Source organism: Allobosea minatitlanensis, from assembly GCF_964020775.1.
Genome location: NZ_OZ224509.1, coordinates 1,989,449 through 2,004,243, shown reverse-complemented (window position 1 = coordinate 2,004,243; position 14,795 = coordinate 1,989,449). Strand labels below are relative to the sequence as shown.

General features: G+C 69.3%; 16 protein-coding genes. 6 read left to right on the top strand and 10 right to left on the bottom strand.

Features of this window, described 5'->3' with window-relative positions:
• Window position 1 precedes the first annotated feature (1 nt).
• Entirely contained in the window at window positions 2-571 is a 570-nt protein-coding gene (locus ACWH43_RS09905; RefSeq protein ID WP_158448385.1) for a nitroreductase family protein, read from the bottom strand.
• 104 nt (window positions 572-675) lie between these two features.
• Here ACWH43_RS09905 and ACWH43_RS09900 point away from each other — a divergent pair, with 104 nt between their 5' ends.
• Window positions 676-1,617, top strand: coding sequence for a hypothetical protein (locus tag ACWH43_RS09900; protein WP_158471792.1), 942 nt, complete (start codon window positions 676-678; stop codon window positions 1,615-1,617).
• A 19-nt stretch (window positions 1,618-1,636) separates the two neighbouring features.
• Here the strand turns inward: ACWH43_RS09900 and ACWH43_RS09895 are convergent, their stop codons facing one another.
• The 6 genes from ACWH43_RS09895 to yidD all read right to left on the bottom strand — a co-directional run bounded on the left by ACWH43_RS09895 (window position 1,637) and on the right by yidD (window position 8,296).
• Complete coding sequence (locus ACWH43_RS09895) at window positions 1,637-2,320, bottom strand: SGNH/GDSL hydrolase family protein (protein ID WP_158445843.1); 684 nt, start codon at window positions 2,318-2,320, stop codon at window positions 1,637-1,639.
• Between the two features lie 68 nt (window positions 2,321-2,388).
• The gene (locus ACWH43_RS09890) at window positions 2,389-3,612 is read right to left on the bottom strand and encodes an OpgC family protein (protein ID WP_158445842.1); all 1,224 of its coding nucleotides are present in this window, start codon (window positions 3,610-3,612) and stop codon (window positions 2,389-2,391) included.
• 262 nt (window positions 3,613-3,874) lie between these two features.
• Complete coding sequence (locus ACWH43_RS09885) at window positions 3,875-4,489, bottom strand: GDYXXLXY domain-containing protein (RefSeq protein ID WP_158445841.1); 615 nt, start codon at window positions 4,487-4,489, stop codon at window positions 3,875-3,877.
• The gene (locus ACWH43_RS09880) at window positions 4,489-5,778 is read right to left on the bottom strand and encodes a DUF2157 domain-containing protein (protein ID WP_158445840.1); all 1,290 of its coding nucleotides are present in this window, start codon (window positions 5,776-5,778) and stop codon (window positions 4,489-4,491) included. The genes ACWH43_RS09885 and ACWH43_RS09880 overlap by 1 nt, the downstream gene beginning before the upstream one ends.
• Before the next feature lie 89 nt (window positions 5,779-5,867).
• Entirely contained in the window at window positions 5,868-7,865 is a 1,998-nt protein-coding gene (thrS, locus tag ACWH43_RS09875) for a threonine--tRNA ligase (protein ID WP_158445839.1), read from the bottom strand.
• Between the two features lie 65 nt (window positions 7,866-7,930).
• Window positions 7,931-8,296 (bottom strand): membrane protein insertion efficiency factor YidD, encoded by a 366-nt coding sequence (yidD, locus tag ACWH43_RS09870; RefSeq protein ID WP_158445838.1) that lies wholly within the window; start codon window positions 8,294-8,296, stop codon window positions 7,931-7,933.
• Between the two features lie 100 nt (window positions 8,297-8,396).
• Here yidD and ACWH43_RS09865 point away from each other — a divergent pair, with 100 nt between their 5' ends.
• Window positions 8,397-9,128 (top strand): phosphatase PAP2 family protein, encoded by a 732-nt coding sequence (locus tag ACWH43_RS09865; RefSeq protein ID WP_158445837.1) that lies wholly within the window; start codon window positions 8,397-8,399, stop codon window positions 9,126-9,128.
• 88 nt (window positions 9,129-9,216) lie between these two features.
• On the opposite strand, the gene ACWH43_RS09860 is transcribed toward ACWH43_RS09865, so the two are convergent.
• Window positions 9,217-9,663, bottom strand: a complete 447-nt coding sequence (locus ACWH43_RS09860; protein WP_158445836.1) for an iron-sulfur cluster assembly scaffold protein — start codon at window positions 9,661-9,663, stop codon at window positions 9,217-9,219.
• A 198-nt stretch (window positions 9,664-9,861) separates the two neighbouring features.
• Between ACWH43_RS09860 and folE the strand changes: the two genes are divergently transcribed.
• The 3 genes from folE to ACWH43_RS09845 all read left to right on the top strand — a co-directional run bounded on the left by folE (window position 9,862) and on the right by ACWH43_RS09845 (window position 12,192).
• Window positions 9,862-10,506 carry a GTP cyclohydrolase I FolE gene (gene folE, locus ACWH43_RS09855; protein WP_158445835.1) on the top strand — a complete coding sequence of 215 codons (645 nt, stop codon included), beginning with the start codon at window positions 9,862-9,864 and terminating at the stop codon, window positions 10,504-10,506.
• A gap of 95 nt (window positions 10,507-10,601) precedes the next feature.
• Complete coding sequence (hisI, locus tag ACWH43_RS09850; protein WP_158445834.1) at window positions 10,602-11,006, top strand: phosphoribosyl-AMP cyclohydrolase; 405 nt, start codon at window positions 10,602-10,604, stop codon at window positions 11,004-11,006.
• A gap of 193 nt (window positions 11,007-11,199) precedes the next feature.
• The gene (locus ACWH43_RS09845; RefSeq protein ID WP_260347852.1) at window positions 11,200-12,192 is read left to right on the top strand and encodes a patatin-like phospholipase family protein; all 993 of its coding nucleotides are present in this window, start codon (window positions 11,200-11,202) and stop codon (window positions 12,190-12,192) included.
• A 161-nt stretch (window positions 12,193-12,353) separates the two neighbouring features.
• On the opposite strand, the gene ACWH43_RS09840 is transcribed toward ACWH43_RS09845, so the two are convergent.
• Both ACWH43_RS09840 and ACWH43_RS09835 read right to left on the bottom strand, forming a co-directional pair.
• Complete coding sequence (locus tag ACWH43_RS09840) at window positions 12,354-12,785, bottom strand: CBS domain-containing protein (RefSeq protein WP_158445832.1); 432 nt, start codon at window positions 12,783-12,785, stop codon at window positions 12,354-12,356.
• A 158-nt stretch (window positions 12,786-12,943) separates the two neighbouring features.
• Window positions 12,944-13,756 carry a rhomboid family intramembrane serine protease gene (locus ACWH43_RS09835; protein ID WP_158472014.1) on the bottom strand — a complete coding sequence of 271 codons (813 nt, stop codon included), beginning with the start codon at window positions 13,754-13,756 and terminating at the stop codon, window positions 12,944-12,946.
• Between the two features lie 433 nt (window positions 13,757-14,189).
• On the opposite strand from ACWH43_RS09835, the gene ACWH43_RS09830 reads away from it, so the two are divergent.
• Complete coding sequence (locus ACWH43_RS09830) at window positions 14,190-14,762, top strand: PAS domain-containing protein (RefSeq protein ID WP_260347851.1); 573 nt, start codon at window positions 14,190-14,192, stop codon at window positions 14,760-14,762.
• The last annotated feature ends 33 nt before the right edge of the window (window positions 14,763-14,795 follow it).

Here is a 14,795-nt window from a genome sequence, read left to right as displayed (position 1 = left end):
TTCAGGCCCCGTAGTAGCTGACGATATCGGCCATCACCGGCCGGTCGCGATCGGTGATCGGCGCGGTCGGCGTGCCGAGATGCACGAAACCCGCGATGCGCTCGTCGTCGGCCAGGCCGAATTCGGTCAGCACCTCGCGGTCGAAGGCGAACCAGTTCGTCAGCCAGGAGCCGGCATAGCCCATGGCATAGGCCGCGACGAGCATCGTCATGCAGACGGCGCCGGCCGACAATTCCTGCTCCCAGAGCGGGATCTTGACGTGCTCGCGCGCCCGCGACACCACCGCGACGATGACGGGGGCATGGGTCAGGCGCTTGCGCTCGAATTCGACCTGCTCGGCGCTGGCCTGCGGATTGCGCTGGCGGAAGACCCGCTCGACCACGGCGGCGGCCTCCTCCCGCGCCTCCCCCTTGAAGACAACGAAGCGCCAGGGCACGAGCTTGCCATGGTCGGGCACCCGGGCCGCGAGGGAAAGGAGCTCGTCGAGCTGCGCCCCTTCGGGGCCGGGAGCGGTGAGGAACTGCGGCGGCACCGAGCGACGCAGCTTGAGCAGGGAGAGCGTATCGGTCATGAAACATCCGCGACGATGGCAACATCCCTGACCTAGGCCTTTGCCATGATGAGGACAAGCGAGCCTGCTCAGACATCGCCGCAAGGGCGCTGAGGACGAGATGCATGTTTGAACTGGATGGCTTCGAAGCTGGCGGCCGCGCGGCGCGCGCGCTCGCCCTGCTCGCGGCCCTGCTCGCGCCGGGCCTCGCCGCCGCCCAGATCCCGCCGCCGCGCCCCGAGGCGGCGCCGGAGGCGCCCGCCCCGGCCGAGCCGCCGCCGCTGCCCGCTCCCGCCCCGCCGGTCGCCGGCACGGGGCTCGCCCTGCTCTCCCTCGGCGCCCAGTTCGCCAACGACCGCAAGCCGATCCGCTCGGGTCTGAACTGGCGCGTCCTGGCCGAGGCCGCCGACGGCTCGGCGCCGCGCATCGTCGCCCGCTCCGCCAGCGCCAATCCGAGCTTCTCCCTGCCGCCGGGCAGCTATGTCGTGCATGCCGCCTACGGCTTCGCCAGCGGCACCCGGCGGATCACGCTCGGGCCGCAGGGACTGAACGACCAGGTCGCGATCAGCGCCGGCGCCCTCACGCTCGCCGGCTCGATCGGCGACACGCCGATCCCGGCCGGCCAGCTCTCCTTCCAGGTCTTCGTGCCGCTACAAGGCAATTCGGAAGGCCGCCTCGTCACCGGGGACGCCAAGGCCGGCGACCTCATCCGCCTGCCGGAGGGCACCTATCACGTCGTCTCGACCTATGGCGATTCCAACGCCATCCAGCGCGCCGACGTCCGCGTCGAGACCGGCAAGGTCACCGATGCGACGCTGCATCACCGCGCCGCCAAGGTGACGCTGAAGCTCGTCGCCAGCGCCGGAGGCGAAGCCTTCGCCGGCACCGCCTTCAGCGTGCTGACGCCGGGCGGCGACGTCATCCGCGAGGCGATCGGCGCCTTCCCGCAGGTGATCCTGGCTGAGGGCGACTACGTCCTGATCGCCCGGCAGGAGGGGCAGGTCTATTCGCGCGACTTCAAGGTCGAATCCGGCATCGACCGCGACATCGAGGTCCTGGCGAAATAGCCTCGGAACCCGGTTCCGCTCACTCGCCCAGGCTGGCCGGCCGGCCGATGACCTGGATCGGCACGTCGCCCACCGCCGCGACGATGCCGTCCGCCAGGCGCGAGGCCAGGCAGCGATAGCCCGCATCGACGAGGTGGAGCCCGTCCATGCCGACCAGCTCCTGCTCGGTGAACTGCTTCGAGCGCGACCAGCCCTTCATCATGGCGTAGCGCGGGAACAGCGGAACGCCCTGCTGCTCCGCCGTCCTGGCGAGCACGGCCCGGTATTCGTCGAAATGCGGATAGCGCCCCTCCCGCGGCAGCCAGGGCAGGTCCATCAGGATCATGTCGATGCCGGCGGCACGCGCCTTGGCGATGCCCTTGCGCAGGATCTTGGCCAGCCTGTCCTCGCCGATGTCGCGGATCGCGTCGTTGACCACGGTCTGCCAGATCACCACCGAGGGCTTCTCGTCGATGACGTCGTTGTCCATCCGCCGCAGCATGTCGTAGGCCGACTGGCCGCCGACGCCCTTGTTGAGGACGCGCACCTCCGCCCCCGGCAGCCGCCGGCGCAGTTCGCTCTGCAGGACGAAGGGGTAGCTCTTGTCCTCGGCGCTGGCGCCCGAGCCGGCGGTGGTCGAGGAGCCGAGGGCGACGATGATGAGCCGGCCCGTCTCCTGCAGGGCGCGCCGCGCCGCCGGGATCAGCGGACGAAAGGGCTGCATCGCGCCCGCGCGGCAGCGCGCATCCACGGCGACAGGCGACGGCTTGGGCGTGGCCGCGCCGAACGAAGTCAGCGCGGCGAGAAGGATGGCCGCTGCACCGGCGCGCCCGACGCCGCGACGGGCTCGGCGCGCTGTTCGCGACTCGTGATCGAACGGTACCACGACAGGAAAATCCCTAGCCCTGTCAGCATTGTAATGCCGCCGGCGCAGAGCAGCAACTGGACGTCCAGGGCGAAAGACGTTTCCGCCAGCACGATCTGGCCGGTGACGGCGAGCACGATACCAACGCAGAAGACATGCAGGGAGTTTCGTCCCGAACAGGCCAAGGCGCGCCCGAGGGCCGAGCGGGTCAGCCTCCCGCTCGCCGGCAGCCAGCTTATCGCGAGCCAGGTCAGCGCCCCGAGATGGAGGAGCCGGCTCCAGGCGAGATTGGTCTTGTCCGAGCCGAGCTGGACGGAATCGAACCAGTCGTTCAGCGCCGCGATCCCGGTCGGATTGCCGGCCGGGATCTTCACCAGCCAGGCGAAGACGAGGAAGGCGACGGCGAGCGCGTCGAGCCAGCGCAGCCGCGGCGCGGCGATGCCGAGCTGCACCGTGCGGCCGAGGATGACGCCGAGCGTGAAGATGACCTGCCAGGCGAAGGGATTGAAGAACCAGACCCCGCCGGAATTGGGCAGGTTGAGCTCGAACGCCAGCGCCGCCTGCCAGACGAGCAGCGAGCAGGCCAGCGTCAGCGCCGGGCTGAAGCGCACGCCGTAATAGATCGCCGGGAACAGGGCGAGCAGCACGATGTAGAGCGGCAGGATGTCGAGATAGGAGGGCTGGTAGGTCAGCGTCAGCGCGCCGATCAGGGCATCGACCGTGTCGCGGAAGAAGGGCTGGATGTTGATCGCCTCGATATAGAGCGGGTTCTGCGTCCGCGTCACCGCCACCGCGATGACGCCGCAGACGAGGATGAACACCGCCATATGGGCGATGTAGAGCGTCCAGAGCCGCGCCCCGAGCTTCAGCGCGGCGACGGCGAAGCCGCGCGTCTCGATCAGCCCGCCATAGGCCAGGGTCGCCGAGACCCCGGCCAGCAGCACGAAGACGTCGGCCGCGTCGGAGAAGCCGAAATTGTTCGGCATATAGGCCGAGACGACGTTGCCCGGCATGTGGTTGATGAAGATGATCAGCAGCGCCAGCCCGCGCACCATGTCGATCCGCGCATCCCGTCCCGCCGGCCGGGCCGCCGCGCCCTCGGCCCGGCGGCCGAACAGCATGAAGCGCTGGAATGACGGATCTGACGACACGAAAGCGGGTCCCCTGACAGGCTTCGTCGGACGGAGAACGAAACGCCGGCGTCCGACGGCGGGTTCCTATGGCTTGCGCAAGGTGAACGGGTCCTCCCGAATCCGTTCATCCGCCGTTCATATAATGCGGTCCGTGTGCCGTCACGCGGCGCGATGTCACAAGCCCGTGTGAAGGGCGGGCCGGCATTCGAAGGACCGCAGGAGCCTCAGCCCTGCGGCCCGGCAAAGGCCGACGGAAAGAGGGTGGCGGCCATTCGCGGCTTCAATAGGGCGGCTCGGCATAGACCGGCTTGCCGTCGATCAGGAGCCGCTTGATCGCCGCCTCTCCGGAGGAGGAGACGGCGACGACCACCTCGATGCGGGCCTTGTCGGTGGTCTCGATCGCCCGCCCCTCGCCCTGCGGCACGAAATAGCTTTCGATGCCGTAGGCGATGCGCAGCCGGCGGCGCTCGCCCGAGCAGTCGAACGCGCCGGTCTCGTCGCGGCCGCAGGCGCTGGTCGAGGTCACCCGGCCGGCGATCACCACCGCGTCGCCGCCCGTCGCGGGCCAGGTGCGCGAGACGCCGAGCGCGCGGGCGAAGCCGCTCGCATCGCGCCCGAGGCTGACATAGACCGTCTCGCCGCTCACGAACGGGCCGGCATCCTTGCCGGCGTCGACCACGCTGATCGGATAGCTGAAGACGACATAGTCGCCACGGAACAGGTCGCGCGGATCGACCGGAACCGTGCGCAGGCGCACCTCCGTGCCGCGGCTGAGGATGCCGGCCCGCTGCTGGACGAGGGCCAGCAGGCCGAGCACCAGCAGCAGCACGGTCGCGATCGCGCGCCAGGCGAGCGGCAGCCTCGCGACGAGGCCATCGGCGGACGGGATGCGCATCAGGCGGCCTCCCCGGCCGGAGCGTTGAGCCTGGCGAAGAGGCGCCTCGCGCCCCAGGCCGTGGCGAGCAGCGCCGCCCCGGCCGCCAGGAAGAACAGCGACTGGTCGAGCAGCGTGCCGATGGTCTGCCAGAGCAGGATCAGGATGGCGATGCCGAACAGGAAGGAGCCCGCCGTCAGGATCCGGCGCATGCCGCCCGCCGCGCCGGCCACGACCAGCGCCGTCGCCGCCAGCAGGATCAGGCTCGCCACCGCGACCCGGCCGGGCATGCCGGCAACGCGGTCGCTCCAGAACACCACCGGCACCAGCAGCGCCAGCAGCAGCCCCGCGGCGAGCGGCCAGGCGAAGCGCCGCTCGCGCGCGGCCAGGCCGAGCCCGACGCTCAGCGGCACGGCGACGGCATAGGCGTAGAACACGAAGAGGAAGGCGTGCCCCGCCCGCGCCTCATGGTCGTCGAGGATGCGGGCCAGCTCGGCATTGAGCATGACCACGAGCCCGATCAGCCCCCAGGGCAGGCAGGCGGTCAGCAGCGCCGGCCAGCCCCGGTCGAGCGCCAGCGCGCCCAGCGCGGCGAAGCCGGCCGCCATCGCCAGCCCGTAGGCCAGCAGGCCGTAATCGAAGGAATGCAGCAGCCACGCGCCCGGCACCGTGCCGAGCCAGAAGGCGGCGGCGAGCACGGCGAGATGATGCACCAGCCGGTTGCCGCGTGAGAGCGCGATCCAGAGCGCCGGCAGATAGAGCGCGAAGAAGCCGTAATGCATGCGCCCGGCCGCCTCGTCCCAGCGCCCGCCGCTCCAGGCGCAGAGCGCGGCGAAGGCGATCGCCAGCGCCCCGTTCGAGCGCATCAGCAAGGCGGCGACCAGCGCCCCGACCGCGACCAGCATCGCCCCGCCCGGCCAGTCCTCCGGCAGATGGTACATCTGCCCGACCAGCGCGAGCCCGGCGCCGAAGATCAGCACGCCGCAGGTCGTCGCCGCATCGGAGCCGGCGGCCGAGCCCGCCTTCTGCAGGCGATAGGCGACCGCGAAGGCGACGACGATCGCCAGGAGAATCATCGCGAGCTTCACCAGCCGCGGAATCGCCTCCCAGTTCGCCGCGACGAAGGCGGCGACGCTGGAGGCGATCAGAAGCCCGCCGAACAGCCCGAGCAGCGCCGGCAGGCGAAAGCCCGCATGGTCTCGGGCGACGTCGCGCCGGATGGCTCCGGCGCCGTCGGGCGTGACCCAGCCGGCCTCCGCCCAGCGGATCAGGTCGGCCTCGAGTCGTTTGCGGTAGGAACCGGTCAGCATGGCCCGTATCTGCCACGAGCCGCCCCGGTTTTACCAGAGGGGCTCAACAGCACCTCGTCCTTCTCCCCTCGGGGGAGAAGGCGAGCCTGTCACGCAGCCTTCACCTTCGCCTGCCGGGCCAGGTCCGGCGCCTGCGCCTCCTGCGTCAGCGCCGCGAGCGCCTCCGCCAGCGGCAACACGGTCTGCGCCTGGCTGCCGAGGCGGCGCACGGTCACGGTCTTCTCCTCGGCCTCGCGCTTGCCGACGGCGAGGATGACCGGGACCTTGGCCAGCGAATGCTCGCGCACCTTGTACGAGATCTTCTCGTTGCGCAGGTCGGCGCGCGCCCTGAGGCCGGCGGCCATGCAGGCCATGGTCACCTCCTCGGCATAGCCGTCGGCATCCGAGGTGATCGGCGCGACGATGACCTGCTCGGGCGCCAGCCAGAGCGGGAAATGCCCGGCATGGTGCTCGATCAGGATGCCGGTGAAGCGCTCCAGCGAGCCGCAGATGGCGCGGTGGACCATCACCGGCTGCTTCTTCTCGCCATCGGCGCCGATATAGAAGGCGCCGAAGCGCTCCGGCAGGTTGAAATCGACCTGCGTCGTGCCGCACTGCCAGTCGCGACCGATGGCGTCGCGCAGGACATACTCGAATTTCGGCCCGTAGAAGGCGCCCTCGCCCGGATTGATCTCGGTCCTGATCCGGTTGCCGGACTGCTTCGCGATCCTCTCCAGCACGCTGGTCATCACCTGCTCGGCATGGTCCCAGACCGCGTCGGAGCCGACGCGTTTCTCGGGCCGGGTCGAGAGCTTGATGACGAGGTCGTCGGTGAAGCCGAAATCCTCGTAGACCGAGAGGATCAGGTCGTTGATCTTCAGGCATTCGGCAGCGAGCTGCTCCTCCGTGCAGAAGATATGCGCGTCGTCCTGGGTGAAGCCGCGCACGCGCATCAGCCCGTGCAGCGCGCCGGAGGGCTCGTAGCGGTGGACGTTGCCGAATTCCGCAAGCCGGATCGGCAGGTCGCGATAGCTCTTCAGACCGTGCTTGAAGATCTGGACATGGCCGGGGCAGTTCATCGGCTTCAGCGCGAACATGCGCTGGTCCTTCTCGGGATCGTTGGGATGCTCCAGCGCGCCCGCCGACTTCACCGCGAACATGTTGTCCTGGTACCAGCCCCAGTGGCCCGAGGTCTCCCAGAGCGACTTGTCGAGGATCTGCGGCGCGTTGACCTCCTCGTAATCGGCGGCGAGGCGCCGGCGCATATAGGCGATGATCTCCTGGAACAGCCGCCAGCCCTTGGAGTGCCAGAACACGACGCCCGGCCCCTCCTCCTGGAAGTGGAACAGGTCCATCTCCCGGCCGAGCTTGCGGTGGTCGCGCTTCTCCGCCTCCTCGAGCTGCTTGAGATAGGCGTCGAGCTCCTCCTGCTTCGCGAAGGCGGTGCCGTAGATGCGGGTCAGCATGGCGTTGTTCGAGTCGCCGCGCCAATAGGCGCCGGCCACCTTCATCAGCTTGAAGGCGTTGCCGACCTTGCCGACCGAGGTCATGTGCGGGCCGCGGCAGAGGTCGATCCAGTCGCCTTGCGCGTACATCTTCAGCGTCTGGTCGGCGGGAATCGCATCGACCAGCTCGACCTTGTAGTTTTCGCCCTTCTTCGCGAAGAAATCCTTGGCCTTGTCGCGGCTCCAGACCTCCTTGGTGAAGGGTTTGTCGCGCGCGATGATCTCCCGCATCTTCTTCTCGATCGCGGGGAAGTCCTCCGGGGTGAAGGGTTCGTTGCGGGCGAAATCGTAGTAGAAGCCGTTCTCGATGACGGGGCCGATCGTCACCTGCGTGCCGGGGAAGAGCTCCTGCACGGCCTCGGCGAGGACATGGGCGGTGTCGTGCCGGATCAGCTCCAGCGAACGCGGGTCCTCCCGGTTCAGGAACTCAATCCTCGCATCGCGCTCGATCGGGTCGGCAAGGTCGACCACGGTGCCGTCGAGCGCCATGGCGACGGTGCGCTTCAGGAGGGAGGGAGAGATGCCCTTGGCGATCTCGACCCCGGTGATGCCGGAGGGGAATTCGCGCTGGGCGCCGTCGGGAAAAGTCAGGGAGATCGTCATCGATCGCGCTCCTGCTCACTCGGGGAAACGAACCCCGTAAGTCAGACCGGCTACGTATGTGAGGTTTACGTTCCGCCGCCCGCAGTCGGATCGGCGCCGGAATCGAGAGCCGCTGGATCTTCCGGGGAAGGCGGCACGTTCGTCCCGCGCCAGCGGCCATAGGCCCAGGGCCTATACCACCGCGCGTCCGACGGCAATTCCTCGCAGACGAGATCGACGCCGCTGGTTCCCCAGGGATGGCAGCGGCAGATGCGCGCGAAGCCGGCCCAGCCGCCCCGCCACAGCCCGAAGCGCAGGATCGCCTCGTCGGCATAGGCCGAGCAGCTCGGCCAGTGCCGGCAATGCCGCCCGACCAACATGGAAAGGCTGAGCTGGTAGCCGCGAATCGCGATATGCGCGGCCCTGCGCGGCCAATGGGCGACCTTGTGCAAGCGCGAACATCTTTGTTTAACAAAGAGACGTTGAAATAAAGCCTCCGCCTCGTTTTGCCGACCTGCCACCTGAACCGCTTTCCTTGATCGATTTCATAACATGATGCGCGCCAGTCATTTTCGCCATGCCCTCGCCGGTTGCGGCCTCGTCTTCGGGCTCGCCCTGGCCACGGGCGCCAGCGCCCAGCAGCGGCCCTATCTGCTCTGGCTCGACGGCGCCAGGCTCGACATCGCCAAGATCATCGGCCTGCCGCCCGCCCAGAACACGCCCGAAGCGAAGGCCGAATTCGAGAAGGTGCTGGAGATCTCGCAGGCCCGCACGCCCGAGCGCGAGAAGGCCGCCATCGCCGACCAGCGCCAGGGGCTGGTGAATTTTCTCGACGGCCTCGACCACGGCTATGTCGCCGGCACGCATCGCGAGGTCCGGCTGCTGTTCCGCGAGGCACAGATCGAGCTCGCGATCCTGCTGAAGAGCGTCCACCGCCTGACCAGCCGGCCGCGCCCCTTCGCGGTCTGGAACAAGGTCCGCGTCAAGCCCTGCCCCGGCGCTCGGCCGGAGGGCACCTCCTTCCCCTCCGGCCATGCCGCCACCGCGGCGCTCTACGCCGAGCTGCTCAAGGCGGCCGTGCCGGAGCTCGGCGAGCAGCTCGAGGAGAGGGTCAAGAGCTATGACGAGAGCCGGCTGGTCTGCGGCTTCCACTATCCCAGCGACCTCGTCGCCGGCGACAAGGTCGGCCGCGCCGTGGCCAAGGCCCTGCTCGCCGACCGCGCCTTCAAGGCCCGCTTCGACGAGACGCTTCCCGAGATCCGGGTGGCGCTCGGGGCGAAGTGAAGCAATAGGAAGTGAGGCAACAGCAAGCCGGCAATAGGCAGTCGAAAATCGCAAATCCCGACTGCCGACTGCCTATTGCCTCTCGCCTTCACGCCGCCGCGCTTTTGCGCTTCGCCTCGATCTGGTCGATGGCGTCGACCACCGCGTCGAAGGTCAGCATGGTCGAGGCGTGGCGCGCCTTGTAGTCGCGCACCGGGACGAGCACGGCGAGGTCGGCCCATTTGCCCTGCGGCGGCTCGGCATTCTCCTTCAGGATGGCGCGGGCCTGCTCGCGGACCTCGCGCAGCTCCTGCGCCGTCGAGCCGACGACATGGCGCGCCATGATCGAGGACGAGGCCTGCCCCAGCGCGCAGGCCTTCACCTCATGGCCGAAGCCGGTGACGACGTCGCCCTCCATGGTGACGTCGACTGTCACGGTCGAGCCGCATAGCTTGGAATGGGCCCTGGCGGTGGCGTCCGGCGACGGCAGCCGCTCCAGGAGGGGGATGTTCGCGGCCAGCGCGAGGATGCGCTTGTTGTAGACGTCGTCCAGCATGGCTCGATCTCTCGCCGGTCTGGAAGGATCGGCTTCGCGGACCAATATAAGGTTGATCGCCGCGGAACGGGAGGGCATTGGGAAGCCGTCCGCCGCCAGGCATCGAACTTGTCGCGGTCGAACTTGTCGCAACGGCCTCGCAGCCGCGGCCCGCCGGGCCGGGCTCGGGGCCTTCATCATCCCAACGGGAGGCACCACATGATCCCTGTGGTTAAGTCCTTGTCCGTCGAGGGGGCCGTGAGCTCCTCCGCCGACAAGTTTCTGACGCGCAGACCCTCGCAGGAGGAGGCCGAGGCCGCCGTCCGCACCCTCATCCTCTGGGCCGGCGACAACCCCGCCCGCGAGGGGCTGGCCGAGACGCCGCGGCGCGTCGCCAAGGCCTACAAGGAATTCTACAAGGGCTATGGCGAGGATCCGCACCACATCCTCGACCGCGTCTTCGAGGAGGTCGAGGGCTATGGCGACATGGTCCTGGTCCGCGACATCCCGTTCTATTCGCATTGCGAGCACCACATGGTGCCCTTCGTCGGCAAGGCGCATATCGGCTACTACCCGGCGAAGGGGGTCGTCGGCCTCTCCAAGCTCGCGCGCATCGTCGACGTCTATGCCCGCCGCCTGCAGACGCAGGAGACGATGACGGCGCAGATCGCCGATATGATCGAGGAGGCGCTGGAACCGCGCGGCGTCGCCGTCCTGATCGAGGCCGAGCATATGTGCATGTCGATGCGCGGCGTGCAGAAGCAGGGCTCCTCGACGATGACGACGCAGTATCGCGGCCTCTTCCGCGACGACCCGGCCGAGCAGGTCCGCTTCTTCACCATGGTGAAGTCGCCGGGGCTGTAGAAACCGGCTTCGCGAGGCGGCAGCCCGAGGGAAGCGTTTCCGATCGGGCCGCTCCCTTGTAGAAGGCACGGGACCGATCCTTCCCTGGAGCCGCCATGAGCCTCTTCCCCGCCCCGGCCGACAAGCACGCCCTCGAGGAGGGCACGGTGCTCAGCCCCCGCTTCGACGCGAACGGCCTCGTCACCTGCGTCACCACCGACGCCGCGACCGGGGAGCTGCTGATGGTCGCCCATATGAACGCCGAGGCGCTGAAGCGCTCGATCGAGACCGGCGAGGCCTGGTACTGGTCGCGCTCGCGCAATGAGCTCTGGCACAAGGGCGCGACCTCCGGCCAGATCCAGACCATCGTCGAGATGCGCGTCGACTGCGACCAGGACGCGGTCTGGCTGAAGGTCGCGGTCGCCGGCGACGGCGGCTGCTGCCATACCGGCCGGCGCTCCTGCTTCTACCGGGTGCAGCCGCTGCGGGGCGAGGCCGGGGAGGCGCTCGTCCTCGCCTGAGCCTAAGGCAGGGCTGCCCTGCTGCGGCGCTCCTTCACCTTGCCGTCAAATGCAGCCGATAATAGCTGGACGGCATGCCGTTCACCTTTCGCTCATCGCATTCTGGGATTCTGGGCCTCTGCGGAGGGACGGATCCATGTTGTGGGACAACGCCGCGCGGCGAGCCTTCGGTCTCGGCGGAGGTGGAAGCACCATGAACGAGATGACCTCCGCGCCCCATCTGACCGCCAGGCGCAAACCCAAGATCGGCCTGGCCCTCGGCGGCGGCGCGGCGCGCGGCTGGGCCCATATCGGCGCGCTCGAGGTCCTGATCGAGGCGGGCTATGCGCCGGAGGTCATCGCGGGCACCTCGATCGGAGCGGTGGTGGGCGGCTGCTACGCCGCCGGCAAGCTGCCCGAACTCACCGCATTCGCCACCGGCCTGACCAAGCGGCGCGTCGTCGGGCTGATGGATTTCCATATCGGCGGCGCCGGGCTGATCTCGGGCGGCCGGCTGAAGCGCCTGCTCGAGGAGCATCTCGATGGCGCGCGGATCGAGGAGCTGGACCAGCGCTTCGTCGCCATCGCCACCGAGCTCGGCACCGGCCATGAGATCTGGCTGACGCATGGCCCGCTGATCCAGGCGCTGCGCGCCTCCTACGCCCTGCCCGGCATCTTCGACCCGGTGAAGCTCGGCGGCCGCTGGCTGATGGACGGCGCCCTGGTCAATCCGGTGCCGGTCACCGCCGCCCGCGCCCTCGGCGCCGATGTCGTGGTCTGCGTCAACCTCAACAACGACCTCGCCGGCCGCGGCACGGTGATCCAGAACTACGCCTCCGATCCCGACCCGGAGTCGGAGACGGACACGGTCGTGCCCGAGCTGGAGGTGCGTCCCTCGCCGCGCTGGTTCGACGGCATCAGCCATGCGGCCAAGCGCGTGCGCAATCTCGTCGGCCGCCCCGGCGAGAACCGCCCCGGCCTCGCCGGCGTGATGATCGACGCCTTCAACATCACCCAGGACCGGATCTCGCGCTCGCGCCTGGCGGGCGACCCGCCGGACGTGATGATCGGCCCGCGCCTCGGCCGGGTCGGCCTGTTCGATTTCCACCGCGCCGAGGAGACGATCGAGCTCGGCCGCCAGGCGGCGACGCGCGTCCTCGACGAGATCGCCGCCGTGGTCGCCGCCAACCACATTCCCGCCGGCTAGAGCGTCGGCCCGAAAAGTGGAACGCGGTTTTCGGGAAAAGCCGATGCAAAATCAAAGAGCGGGAGTATCGGGCTGAATACGGTATTCAGTCCGATACTTCAGCGCGGGCCGGCCTTGCAGGGAACACGCCGGCAGCCCTGTCGCGGGCGTCCCGCGGCCGCTCAGGCCATCGCGATATAGTTCCGCATCGCCTGGCTTTCCGCCTCGATCGCCGCGACGCGATGCTTCACCACGTCGCCGATCGAGACGATGCCGATGACGCGGCCGTTCTCGATCACCGGCACATGCCGGAAGCGGCCCGTCGTCATGATCTCCATCAGCTCGTCGACACTGGTCTGCGGCCGGCAGGTCACGACCTTGGCCGTCATCACCCGCGAGACGGCGCTGTCCAGCGCCGCGCCGCCCTCGGCCCCGAGCGCCCGGATGATGTCGCGCTCGGACAGGATGCCGACGAGCGCGCCATCCGCCCCCATCACGGCCACGGCGCCGATCCGCCGCTCGCTCAGGACGCGCACCGCTTCCGCAAGCGTGCGGTGCGGCTGCACCGAGATCACCTCCCGGCCCTTGTCGCTCAGCAACTGCTCGACATTCATCGAAGGCTCCTCCTGCCTGGCGCGCCGTGGGCCGGCGCGCGTTTCCGCTGTCGCCCCTGGGCGCCGGCGAACTCACGATGCCGGACGGCCCGAGGAGTGCTTCGCAATGGCGGGAGTGTGGGATAAGACCGTGGCGCAGGCAAGACGCGCCGCGGCGCTCAGCGGCTGCGCGACCCGCGGTCGAACAGCGGGAACAGCAAAAGCCCGACGAGGAAGCCGCCGATATGCGCCTCCCAGGCGATGCTGGTCTCCTCGCCGAAGATCGGCACCAGCCCGGAGCCGAACAGGATGTTCGTCGCGAACCAGATGCCGGTGAACAGCAGGGCGCGCGAATTGCGCCAGAGCTGCCCGAGCGGCTCGGCCGGGATCGCCCGCACCACCGCGTCGTCGCCGAGCGTGCCGAAGCGCAGGCCGGGCGCGAAGACGAAGCGGATCGCGGCCGCCGTCGCCCCCGAGATTCCGGCCGAGGCGCCGACGAGCGGCAGCACGTCGAGGTCGCGCGACCACCAGTGCAGCAGCGCGCCGCCGATGGTCGAGAGCGCCATCAGGTTGAGGAAGCGGCCGGGACCGAGCCGGCGCGCCACCGGGCTGCCGAAGGCCGCCAGCCAGAGCGCGTTCGAGGCCAGATGCAGCCAGGAGCCGTGCAGGAAGCCGTAGCTCAGCAGGGTCCAGAGCCGGACGCCGCCATCGGCGAGCAGGAGCTGCACCAGTTGCAGCCGGTCGCCGACATCCTGCCCGACGGTCGACTGCGCCAGGGCGCCCACCACGTCGTCGAGCCTTTCGGGCGACAGCCAGAGCGTCAGGCGCGCCGGCACGAAGGCCAGCCACGACATCAGCACATAGTCGTTATAGTCCGACAGCAGGCTGCGGCCGGCCTGGATCAGCACCAGCACGGCGAGGAGCTGGACCACGACGGGCGGCAGGTTGAAGGCGGGTTCGCGCGCCGGCGGGCGGGGATCGTGGAAGACCATTGCGCCGCGACATTTGCCGAAGCCGCGGACGGGCGCAAGGCGGCGCGCCGGCGCATGCACGAAAAAGCCATCCACGAAAAAGCCATGCACGAAAAAGGGGAGAACGCGAGGCTCTCCCCTTTCCCGCCGGCTGTGCCGTCGCCCGGTTGCGCGGGCGACGTGTCACGCCCCCCTCCGGCCCAGCCCGGGCCGGCGATCCGCCGGCCCGGAATTCCGCTCGATTCATATGCATTTTATCGATCTTCCACAAAAGCAAGACTTCATTAACCCTAACTGCCCCGCTGCCTCCTCCGACTCAGCCCGGAATGGCAAGACGGCATGGCGGGTGCGTCTTCGATCGCCTCGAAGAACGATTCGTCTCCCTTTCGGACGGATCTGCGCCATCGCTGGACGCAGGTCCGGCGCGTGGGACAACCGGCTACATGGGCGCAGGATGAAGAACGCGAGCACAAGACTGGTCTTCGACTACTGGGACGCCCTGCGCGGCGAGCGGGCGGCGCCCGAGCGCGGCGAGATCGAGCCCGGCGCGCTGCGCCACGCGCTGGCCGACACCTTCATCCTCGAGAACGAGCCGGTCGGCCCGGTCTTCCGCCTCGCCGGCACGCGGCTCTGCGCGCTGATCGGCCGCGAGTTGCGCGCCCGCCCCTTCACCGCGCTCTGGCCCGATGTCGAGGCGCAGGGCGACATGCGCCGCCTGGTCCAGACCGTGATGGACGAGACGGCCGGCGCCGTCGCCGGCCTCTCCGGCGAAAGCAGCACCGGCGCGCCGATCTATCTCGAATTGCTGCTGCTGCCGCTGCGCTATCGCGGCCGCACCCATGCCCGCATCCTGGGGGCCCTGTCGCCCACCCTCTCGCCCGACTGGCTCGGCCTCGACACCATCGCCTCGATGCGGATGATCTCGCTGCGCATGCTCTGGCCGGACGCCTCCGCCCGCCCCGCCGCCCCCGCGCCGCAGCGCGCCGGCCCGCCCCGCCTCGTCGTCCTGCCGGGCGGACGGGCCTGAACCGGCCAAATCCTAACCCTCCGTTAACTGCCC